The following is an 11,533-nucleotide window of genomic DNA, read 5'->3' on the forward strand; positions in this document are numbered from 1 at the left end:
AATTCGAATTTGCAACGCATTAATGTATTTCATCGATAATAAATAATTTATTAATTCGGAACTTAATTATACAGTAAATAGGATATAAAATATGAATCACTATGATGATTTTTTTGAAATTATCTTCGATCGATTAATGGAATCAGAGTTTAATTTTAATAACTCACCCCAAGAGAGAAAACACTGGACCGGAGGGGCGGTAGGTCGAGGAGAATTAAAAGGTTCTAAATATGGAATTTCCGCTATGTCTTATCCTGATCAAGACATCATCAACCTAACTAAAGAACAGGCAATGGAAATCTACTATTATGATTTCTACTCCCCTTTTAAAGATGAATTCTCCATTCCGCAGTGCGTTATGTTCCAGTTTTTAGACTCGGTGATCGAACATGGCATACACAACAGTGTGGTTTTTCTACAAAACGCCTTGAAGGTAAAGCCAGATGGTATCTTAGGTTCAGTGACTATTGGCGCAATGAAAGACGCGATCCCGCATGAGTTTGTTTTGCATTTTATCGCGGAGAGGCTGGATTTTATCTCTAATTATTCAAGCGGAAAAATCCATTCCCAAAAGTGGCAAGAACGAACGTCTCGTAACGTTAAATATGCAGTAGCCGATCTGAAAAATATCTAAGCAAAATGAAGGATATTCATTATATCTTTTATTTATTCCGTGCGCTTTTTACCAACCAACGTATGAATTTATAAAAATTGAGCACTACCCCTCAATAAATAAGTGGATTGAATATTTTAAAATATTCAATCCACCATGAATAACGTAATTTAATTAATAAAGGAAATTATTATGGACTCTAATGTATTAGAAAGTAATGATGCTTACCCTCGCGTAAGACAACTCGATTGTGGTGAGGTGACGATTCGTTTCGCCGAAAACTATAAGTGTATTTGGGATGAACGAGGTAATGGCGGCGATAAATGTGTTAGCTTGTGTCGCCCGCTACCGACTAACTGTGATAACGAAGAGGGATTCTACAGCCTTTGTTCGGTTGCTGTTAAAGATCGCTGGAATGTCACGGACTGTTTTTTCCATGGTGTCGCTGGAATTTTGATTAAGCAGAACTATGTACCAGAAGGACAACAACCCGCTTTAGCACACCCAATCGACTATGAGTGGCGTTGGGACAGCGTAAACTCTGGTGCCACTGTTGAAGGTTCAATTTGGCGACCTATTCCACCAAAAGGCTATGTAGCATTGGGGGATGTTGCAAGAAACCAATATGGCTCAGATGCCAAACCAGATGTACGAGAAGTCATGTGTGTGCGCGAAGACCTGACAGCAGACGGCATCTTAGACGGTAACACATTCATTTGGGATGATGCTGGCTCACATGGTGATCACGATGTTTCATTATGGGAAATTCGACCAGATCAACGCGTAGAGGGTGATAACACTATCTTCGTGGCATCAGGTGGCTTTGTGGCAGCACGCAAACACTCAAAACCAAACCGCCCATACCGTGACACAGTATTACGTGTTCTTAAACTGCCAATTTTCCCAGTGGATGGCGGCGAAATTCCTGTTCCTGACGTCTCGGGTTACGACGAACCACCTAAGACGGAGCATATGTTAAAGAGCTACTTTTATGTGCCATGTACCGCTTTAACCGCCGATAAGGATATGTCGCGAGAAAGACAATTCCGCGAATCCCCTTTTTACCGCCTAGAGCGCCATGTGAAGTACAGCCCTTGTGATGGGTTCTACAATAACAAGGCACCTACGCCAATCAGTCTTACCATCACCACTGAATCTGGTGTAACAAAAGCAAAATCTGAGACGCTCAGTGCTGGCGCAAGCTTAACAGTAACAGCAGAGGGCGGCTGTAAATTCATTGGCGGCACCGTGACGTGTGAACTGTCTGCTAGCTTTGGTTGGGAACGAACAAAATCTGAAGAAATTTTCGCTTCTGAGACAAAAGAGGAAGGCTATACCGTGCCACCATGGTCGGCAATGGGTATCTACTTGTTGGACGAGGTCATCTACGTGAAACGCGGCGATGGTAGTGATTTCGCAAACAACCGACTGTCTTTCACTAACGCATCTGCAAAAGAGGTGGTGTGTTGGGTAGATCCCGCTCACAAAGACGATAAAACTGAATAACGCGCTCTGATCATTGCGCCCACAAAGCTCGTAACAAACCGGTGAAACTCACGTATGCACATAAAAGGATATCGAGGGCAGCAAACGTAACTTGCGATCGTCTGTCGTTTGAAATCTTCGGTCATACTCAACTCACCAGATGGTATTTATCTTCATAAAGAACGATAACTACTCAGTGAGCGGCACACTGAATCATCATGGTGCCGCTTATTTTTGGTCTTAGTACGTTTAAACGGAATGATATAATGAAAGAAGGGAACGATCTTCAGTACGCCATTAGTAGCTATAACCATCAAACAAGCAAACTGCTTAACCTTCTATTTGATGCTCAAACTGAAGAACAGGTTCGTAAAACACTCAGCCTGTTAACTAAGCCCCATTTGCCTTTTGACCATAACACTTGGTCATATATGTCATGGTCTCAAACGGTCGCATCCGTCGATGACGAAATTTATCGATTTTGGGACGATATAGAAGCATTTAATTATTGCCTTCGTTTGGCCTATCTTACACAAGACAGCCACCACAATCTTGCCAAGCTAGAAGCACAGCTTATCGACTACCGTTTCTCACTCATTCAAAGAGTAAAACAATATTGCAGCGATGAAAATAGAAGTGACGTTGCATTACTCCCAGAGTTAGCCCGACTGATGGTGTTCCACTTGGCTCTGGATCAGCTCAGAATGCTCGTTGAAGACCCACATTCCGAGTTGGTTGTCACAAGGAAAAAACCGGCACTTCAATACCGCATTTACGCTTATTTGATTAACCATTTAATCAAAACCATACAAAATGAGGTTTCTGACCCCCGTGTAGAAAGCACCATGGGACAATATTTCGATTTGATGAACCGCTGCGCGGCCGCATTGGGAGAATCACAAGCGGCGTAATCCCGAGGTATGAAAAATTGAGACTCTGCCGCTTGTTATCACTTGGAGCTGCGGTACGAGTCCAGTTTATTTGATGGAAAGCCATGAAATCATCGCAATAAAAAATCAGTATTGAAACGTATCAGCAATAACACTTCTAACCGATTCTATGCTTCCTCCTAATTAATCATATTGATTAGGCGAGAGCTATCAATATTTAGAGAGGGATTAACTTTCTAAATATATCCCACATCCATAATCACTCATCCAAATGTTATTTATTCGATGTTAATTATGGTAATTGCACCTAAACGACTACTCAGTCAGTAGTCATCATTCAATATTCACATGGAGAATAAAAATGTCACGTTTTGTTGAACTTAAAATTGAAAACAACCTTGGTAATACATTAAAGTTGAAATCTTCGGACCTAGATCACGGTAAATTCATTTCAGAACCACCAGAAAACATTGAGTCTGGTGGTGTTTTTTCTTGCGACCATAGAAGCGGCGCGATGATTGGCCCTAAGGGCATTGTAACGTATGTAGTTGAAGGCACGGATGTTGAAGTAGAATTTCACTTTAACCACCCATACGGTGATAAGCCAAGTGCATATCGTATTATTCAGAATCCAGACGATTCATTTTATACTAAAATTGATGGTGATTGGACAGGTCATAAACAATACATTACATACATTCTTTACCCTGCATAAATAGCAATCAACCTAGAGAGAATTTTAATATAAAATACTCTCTCATTTTCTTTGTTCCAAATTTAATAAAAATGATAAAGAAAACGGTAGAAATCATATATTGAATTCTACCGTTTTTTTAATAAACCTTATCACTAATACAGCGTAACTAATTATGTTTAATTCAGAAATTGAAAACCCACTCTACGCCGTGACTATCGGTAGTCATATTAAATCATACGATAACAATTTTAAGCCGAGTGTTATTGATTCTAATATTTCTAGCATGATTTCACAGGTAGAAAAACATGACCGAATGTCAGGTACAAGCAGCTATGTTTATTCAGACAGAATGAACCAAGGTTCTTTTGGGATATCAGGTAGCTATGGTGTATCTGGAGTCAGCAAGTTTGAAGCCTCCGCCAGTGCTTATGTTGGTAATGCGGCAGCCAATAGCAGCAAATCAGTTGAAGTGACTTATAGTGCACTGTCTGTCTGTGGTGTTGAGTATGTTGATTTTGAGAAGCTCACTGTTCCTCAATTTTTAAGCGGTCTAAAAAAAGGGTGCAGGCAATCGGCGTTAGGTGCACTTGACTGTTATAACGCTGTAAATAAGGAATGTAACGATTTAGATGTGTCACTGTCTGAGGCGCTGACTAGCGATAAAAACCAATACCCGACCATTCATGATTTACTCCAAAAATGGGTCAAAGCTTCAGATGAATTTTGTCGCGATTATGGTGACGGGCTCGTTGTCGGCATCGCATGGGGTGCAATGGGAGGGGTACACTTTAAGATGACGGCTACAGACGAAGATAATTCATGGAAGTATGGAGGCCAAGCCAATTTCTCTTACGCTGGTTTGGATAAATCCGTCTCTTTACAGGCCATTTATGATGGTAGTAAGTCCGACCAAGAAGCCGATGTCACAGCAACATGCACTAGCTTCGTCAGCGGTAATGCTCTCTCTGATCAAGTTCAGAAGTGGTTTACGAAATTTAGTGAAACTGCACTTCAGCAATTGAACGATGTCCATGTTCTCGTGGAAGCGCCAAACATGAATATTACGTCTGGCGCGCCTAAGATCCCTGAATTTGTAACACCTAAACCTAGCGATGACGTCACCAATAAAGTGGGATCATTAAAAAATCTCGACGATCTTCATATTTATGCGAAGGCGAAAGCCTATGAAGAGGCTAAAGCGAAGAACTCTGAACTCACATTTGAAGAGTTTCTCAAACAATCCGAAAAAGAATCAAATTTAAGTGGCCTTGAAAAAGCAAAGGAACAAGTTAAAGAAAACAACATTAATACGCTTGATAACATTGAGTCATTGAATCAAAAAGAAATCTTGGTTAAAAAGACTGAAGTCATGGATACCGCCGAGATAAAAAGACCCATTAAAGGTAATAGCGATGATCATATCCCCTTAGGTGTGTGGATCGCTCACTGGTCTAATCTGATACCTTGGTTGGCACAAGGTTACTGTAACAGTATTGAAGACCTAGACACCTCTGAGGGCATTAAAGCTCGTGTTATGCTGCAAGATTTCCAAACCTTAAGCCGAATCTATCATATCGCGCACGCTTCTGGTATTGAGTACATTAAACGCAAAGACCGGTCGCTACCACTGGTTAAAACTGCCGCCCTTGCGGATAACTTCGATCATGTTGCTGCATTAATGCAAGATGGTAAAACTCTCTCTGAGGCTTACCATTCACTCAGCGATCCAGCTGCATTAATTTATCAATACTGGAATGAAAATACATTCTTACGCAACGCTGAACTGGGTCTTGGTTTTGTTCGCAACCATAAAAGCATCCTTTCACCAACGAGCGGGGGCAATGATAGCCGTACGATCTACAAACTAGAGACAATCGCTTTCAATGGCCGCAACTTCGATGCGTTCAGCCAAGCGTACAAAGTGTTGCCTCTTCCCACACCAGATAAAGAAATTTGGGCTTTTGGTCCTGAAAAAGGGCTTTTAAGCTCAGCTTATGACACCGAAGCCGTGTTCTCTAAATCTGGTGGTCTCGTTAAGGCAATGAACTTTACCCCTGATCAAGAAAGCAAAACGCTACATTCAAAAGATGGAAAAACAACACTTTATCCGATCCGATTCAGCGCAGCCGCTGGCATTGAAAACTGGAAAGGCATGTCTTCAAGTACCAATATTGGTGCGGACCATGGCCTTGAGAAGAGTTTACAACACTTGGAAGAGGGGCTGCATAAACTCAGTGCTTGGACTTATAGCAGTGCAAACTGGCCAGAAAACTGGGACGATAAAGCAGCCTATCATCAAACAAAAATTAAAAAGCAATACGTAGGACTTATAGAAGAGCCAAAAAACACCTAGGGCTTATAAAAGACCTACAAAATGGTATTAATTCTTAAAGCAAATTTGAGTAACCGTCGAGGTTACCTAAATTGACTTAAATTGCTTTTTAAATGCATGAAAACCTCCTGCTATGCGGGAGGTTTTTTTAGCTTGCTAGTCTTCCCGGTTAGAACATGTAAAAGCTTAAGCATTATTGGCTCATAAAATACGGACACCCACAGTATAGAAGCATCATGATCTTCCAAGAATGAAAAAGAACCTATGGCTGTTTAGAAATTCTGACAGCACTAGATCCAAAGCGACATAAACTCGAATCTTAATGCAACATTGATCATGAAGGTGTTACGTAGCCGCATCTCAGGCTTACGCTTCTTAACATTTTTCACCCATAAAAAGACTGTATATCAAATATCTCAACAATATCGTGGAGCAAAGTTATCGTTGAGGAAAACAAACACTAGGGCAAGCACTTGGTTCGAAGTCGTTAAAAGGTGCGACTGCCAACCCTCGTGGTAAAGAGCTGTGGACGATGTTGAGACGAGGTCAGATAGAGATAGTTGAAGAAACTGCCTGGGTGGAAATTTAGGCACTAGCAGGATAATTGCGTCTAGAGAATGGCTATGTCACGCCTTTATCAGAATTTACGACAGAACCATATCTAACAATTAAGACAAAACCAATGGGCAAAACTAATACCCTATTTAAATATAGATAATGTGAATGCATTAGGAATATAACCTATGAATCAAGAGAAAAAATATAAAAGTTTTAAGTGTTCTCTAGTAAGATTTATGAGCTACCTGTACAAGTATAGTGCATTAGTAGTTTGTACATTGATTACATTGTTACTTCTAATTAAGTATGAAGCTGATAGAGTTGAGGGTAGGTTCGAAATACTTTTATCGGAAGCGATATCAAGGTCAGAAATCAATAGGTTATTAATCATTGAATCTATTGAAAGGGATAGTGACCTTGTTGATGATTTTTATAGCTTAAGTTCTTCTAAAGACTTTAATGTCGCTTTTGATAATGGAAAAAATGTGTCTTACTCGGAGAGTGTAACCTCTGAATTTGATAGCCATAGCCGTTCATGGTATCAATGTGCGAAGAAAAAGATGATTAATGAGTATTGCATCAGTGAACCATACATAAATGCCTTCCCACCCTATCATAATGTCATTACCTTCTCTTATCCTATATTAAAAAATAGTAAACTAATTGCAGTTGGGTTGACTGACTTTAAAAATACAGATTTAGATAGTGATACTTACACAATATCTTTCTTACGCTATGATTTAAAAGATAACAAAGTAATCTTTAATTACCTTTACGATAAAATAACTTTATTTTTTTTAATAATTATTAATACTTACTACTTTTTATTTTTTTCTTCTAATTTAATTCATAAAAAAATAATTTATTTAATTAAAACAGACAAAATGTCCGGACTGAAGAGAAGAGATGCTTTTGACGAAAAGAAAGTAGATAGTAGGGTCATAGCCTTCGCAATGATTGATATCGATAACTTTAAGAAAATTAATGACCAATACGGCCATTATATTGGTGATGAAGCAATCACATTGTTGTCTAAATGTATTCAAGAAAACCTTAGAAAAAAGGATGTAGCTTTTAGGTGGGGGGGAGAGGAGTTCTTAATCGTACTGAGGGGGCCTGCGTCTCAAAAGCAAAACTTGAGTTATATCTTAAATAAATTAAGACAGAGAATCGAGAACTTAGAAGTTCCAAGTGTACCTAATTTCACTGTTTCTATTGGATTTTCAGAGTACGATACCAGTCAAAGTGTTCATAATTGTATCGAAAAGGCTGATGATAACTTATATAAAGCAAAAGCTAATGGTAGAAACTGTGTTAGAGGTGCATAGCTTAATCCCAAGATAGTGTGAGTTGGCAAAATTACGCAGATGAATGCCACAACAAATTGCCCCAAATCTGTGGTATCAATATCAAACTGATGGTTCGGATCAATACATTTTCTAAACATGACCAAAACATCAATCCCTTAACAAGCAGTTGCAAACCGCTAAAGAGCATAACCAACGCGAAATTGGTTTACAGTGCCAGCTCATCATGAACAACGGCGATTATCGACAAGAAGACGTCGCGCAGATTTTGGGGACCAGCCGCCAAGCCGTAGGCCGAGCACTGAAGGGCGCAAGCATCAATAGTAAATTGATTCAATTATTTCCGGTAGTCAGTGATCTCTCTCACACTGATTACGCCATATTGGGTAAAGTCATCAAATCGTTTGTGAATGACTCGAAAGGCCTCGATAGACTTATCAGGAAAATCGTGGAAATTGCTAGCAAAGATGCACTACCAATGCCCCCTACCCCCATAAGCCAACTCCAGTAACACTGAATGACTACAAGAATTTCCCCTCTAGTAGGGCCGTAAATAAGAAAGTACATAACTATTCTTCTCATTCAATACTCCTATCTCCTCACGTCTACAGTCACGTTTTATATTCAAATTTAAATAAAACCAATTTCGTATATACAAATAGAGCACTACCTTCTTTGATAGCCAGAAAAACCAAATTCTGGCTAATTAATTTTATACATAAGAAATGCAACGACACCGTTGGGCTCGGAGAAAAACACATGGCAAAAAGCCAGCAGGTTGCTTGACTGATAGTACGAAGTTCATCGTCGACGAGCTGAACAAACGCAAATTAGGCTCTGGAAGCATAGCGGCACGAAAGAGTGAATCGACGACCGCTGTTGGGCGATTCTTGTTCCAAATGGACAATTCTTAAACCAATGTAACCATGACTGGGCGCTATTCATCCCCTTATTTCCTCCTCTTGTAGAGTGATGCTTAGCGCTTACCACTTCTAGCCTTACTCACACAAACACACAAACACACAAACCAAAGACGAAAAAATGAGCTTTGGTGATTAGTTCATAACCAAAACTCAAAAATATTCTATATAGGAGAACAACATGACTGACGTAAGCACAAAAAACTGGATGAGTGCACTAGATAAAAACTTAACACTGGACAGTATTTCCATGCCGGGGACTCATGACTCAGGAACTCAACAAGCCCCTAAAGGGGGACCGAGAACACAAAACTTTGGCATTTATGATCAATTATCAGATGGCATTCGTTTCCTCGACATTCGTGTGAAACCAAACGGTCCAGAACTTGACCCTCTGAATATTTACCATGGTATCTTTAGTTGCGGCATTTCTTTCGGTGATGTTCTAAATGATTGTTTAAAGTTTCTAAAAGAAAACCCAAGTGAGTCCGTCGTTATGCTGATGAACGCCGAGACAAACAGTGATAAAAACATTCAAGCAAAATTTCATGAATACCTGAAACAAGAGAAGTACAAACATCTATTTTACTTAGAGCCACGTATACCAGCATTGCATGAAATCCAGAGCAAAATTGTTTTGTTAAGACGGTTTGATGGCGATGCAGGTATCGATCTATCCAGTGGGTGGGAAAAGAATGCAACCTTCACTCTGACAACGCCCGAAAACCAAGTGTTCCGAATAGAAGACGAATACCAGCAGCACGATACTCACAAGAAAATGGCTACAGTACACTCCTCAATAAACAGAGCTATGGAGACACCAAATGATAACGCTGTGCATATTACATACAATAGCATCTCACTTGCGGGACATACACCTTACCAATACGCTTGGGGTGGTGGTTTCGGTAAAGTAGATCCGAAGATGAACCCTGGACTGACGGAATTCTTGGCTGAGCAACAAAAGGGAAATAGGTTTGGTATTGTTGTTCTAGACTTTTACAACAACAAAGAAGGCCATATAGATAACAGAAATGCCGAGCTGATTATCAACGCCAACTCGGGAGTTAACTTAAAAAATAGCAAGTATGTAAAAAGTTCATCTACCATCAAAGAAGACCATTCTTACTTAATTTAAAGAATGCGTGTCAACTACCTAGGTGGAAACAAATACCTTACCCATCTCGTAGACTTCTATTGACCTAGGAGTTCACATCAAGGGGGTAGCTTATCCCCCTTGACCAATATGAATCATATCAACAAATTTAAATCATCAACATATGTTAAAGCCCCATATAGCATGCCGGTACAGTTCGAGAATAACACTCTACTGTCTGACTGATTATTGGACAAAAACGTGTCAGCTATTTTGTTAAATTAGAAAGTAATGAATAACTACAGGTATGGCAAAGACACTTAACGCAGTGTCCACTTTCGATGGTTCAGGTCATTATGCAACAAGCCCATCATTAAGGTGTGCCAAACGCTTTCCTCTAAAAACCAGAGCGAAGTCTGATTGATGTTTCCATCAGTAATTCGGTCAGTGTACGTGGGTATTGGTAAATAAGTGCTGAAATGAACTTTATAATAATGCGGTGTATTTAGCTTTCTAGGTTACGCCTAACTAAATCGTGCATTTGTTTTACTGTAAGCAGTGCCAACCAGATGATTTCTTCTACCGAACGTTGACCTGTTGTGGAAGTTGGGTGATTGGCTTCGGTTTTATTACTTAGCGCAGGCAGCTCATGGACGCGATTATCACGAATGGTATTGATCAACGCATACATCGCATCATGAATTAAGCTTTCGACTTGTTGTGAGCCTTGGTATTGCGTGCCTGTTCTGACAAGCGGAATTAGCAAGCAGAGGTAATGGCTCAATAATCGATAGTGACTCAGCATATCTTCATAATAGTGAGGATCTGCGCGAGTATGTCTTGGCTCTTGCTGCATCTCATTGTAAACCAGCTCAAGGTCGCTTTCTGTGGTTAGCATGGCAGCACGTTGCTTTGTTAATGTCATATGATCACGTTGTTCGGTGTCGACTTGCAGCTGTTCATAGCAATAGACAAACAAATTTTTTGAACTATCAAGTGCTTTTAATGCTTGAGTGTGGATCTCTTTGCCGCGCCATTGCGGCCATAACAGGCCATAACCGAGCAGGACAATTGCGCCACCGACCACGTTATCGATCAGACGTGGTGCTGCAAAGTCGAGCCCTTGGTGTGCCATGGTTTGATAAACCAAAATCAATAGCGCCGTAATACAGCCAATTGCTAGCGAGTAATGGCGCATGATATTGAGCATCGCGACGGGCAAGAGTATGACAATTAGCGTAAACATCGCGGTCGTCGGTATGCCAATGTGAATCAAAGAAGTCGCGAATAGCACACCAAGTGCAGTACCTAAACAGCGCTGCCAAGTTTTACTGCGTGTTGCCAAGAAGCTTGGCTGAATAACCATCAACATCGAAATCAACACCCAATCAGGGCGAATTAATTCATAGTACTCCGCAATCCCTGCGCCAAGCGCGAACATCAAACCTACACGGGTAATATGACGCCAAATCGGATTGCCTCGGCTTGGCAGACGAAAGGACAATTCGAACGGCTGCACTTCAAAAGAGCGTTCATAAGCGGGTTCATTAAGCTCAATACGACAGGAAATGAGCTTCACTGCGTATGCCCAATAACGAAATCGGGGTTGGTCTTCGAGCTTCACCGCTTCAATCA

The 11,533-nt window shown here is 40.4% G+C and carries 8 protein-coding genes and 1 pseudogene; 8 read left to right on the forward strand and 1 reads right to left on the reverse strand.

Annotation, left to right across the window (positions count from 1 at the left end):
• The first annotated feature begins 91 nt into the window (after nt 1-91).
• The 8 genes and pseudogenes from A3712_RS19390 (at nt 92) to A3712_RS19425 (ending at nt 9,940) form a co-directional block, all read left to right on the forward strand.
• Complete coding sequence (locus A3712_RS19390) at nt 92-634, forward strand: hypothetical protein (RefSeq protein WP_063524709.1); 543 nt, start codon at nt 92-94, stop codon at nt 632-634.
• Nucleotides 635-805: 171 nt separating this feature from the next.
• Nucleotides 806-2,119: a Vps62-related protein gene (locus tag A3712_RS19395; RefSeq protein WP_063524710.1), complete on the forward strand. Its 1,314-nt coding sequence runs from the start codon at nt 806-808 to the stop codon at nt 2,117-2,119.
• Nucleotides 2,120-2,364: 245 nt separating this feature from the next.
• Nucleotides 2,365-3,009: a hypothetical protein gene (locus A3712_RS19400; protein WP_063524716.1), complete on the forward strand. Its 645-nt coding sequence runs from the start codon at nt 2,365-2,367 to the stop codon at nt 3,007-3,009.
• A gap of 340 nt (nt 3,010-3,349) precedes the next feature.
• Nucleotides 3,350-3,703, forward strand: a complete 354-nt coding sequence (locus A3712_RS19405; protein WP_063524711.1) for an aegerolysin family protein — start codon at nt 3,350-3,352, stop codon at nt 3,701-3,703.
• A 154-nt stretch (nt 3,704-3,857) separates the two neighbouring features.
• On the forward strand, nt 3,858-6,038 hold the full coding sequence (locus tag A3712_RS19410; protein ID WP_063524712.1) for a hypothetical protein: 2,181 nt from the start codon (nt 3,858-3,860) through the stop codon (nt 6,036-6,038).
• A 722-nt stretch (nt 6,039-6,760) separates the two neighbouring features.
• A complete protein-coding gene (locus A3712_RS19415; RefSeq protein WP_063524713.1) occupies nt 6,761-7,903 on the forward strand; it encodes a diguanylate cyclase in 1,143 nt (380 codons plus the stop codon).
• 130 nt (nt 7,904-8,033) lie between these two features.
• Nucleotides 8,034-8,342, forward strand: a pseudogene (locus A3712_RS28430) (ParB family protein); the annotation flags it as partial.
• Nucleotides 8,343-8,983: 641 nt separating this feature from the next.
• Nucleotides 8,984-9,940, forward strand: a complete 957-nt coding sequence (locus A3712_RS19425; RefSeq protein ID WP_063524715.1) for a phosphatidylinositol-specific phospholipase C — start codon at nt 8,984-8,986, stop codon at nt 9,938-9,940.
• 463 nt (nt 9,941-10,403) lie between these two features.
• On the opposite strand, the gene A3712_RS19430 is transcribed toward A3712_RS19425, so the two are convergent.
• Nucleotides 10,404-11,533: FUSC family protein (locus tag A3712_RS19430; protein ID WP_197465867.1), on the reverse strand; the 1,130-nt coding region annotated here is incomplete at its 5' end.

It is taken from the genome of Vibrio sp. HI00D65 (assembly GCF_001635455.1).
Taxonomy (GTDB): domain Bacteria; phylum Pseudomonadota; class Gammaproteobacteria; order Enterobacterales; family Vibrionaceae; genus Vibrio.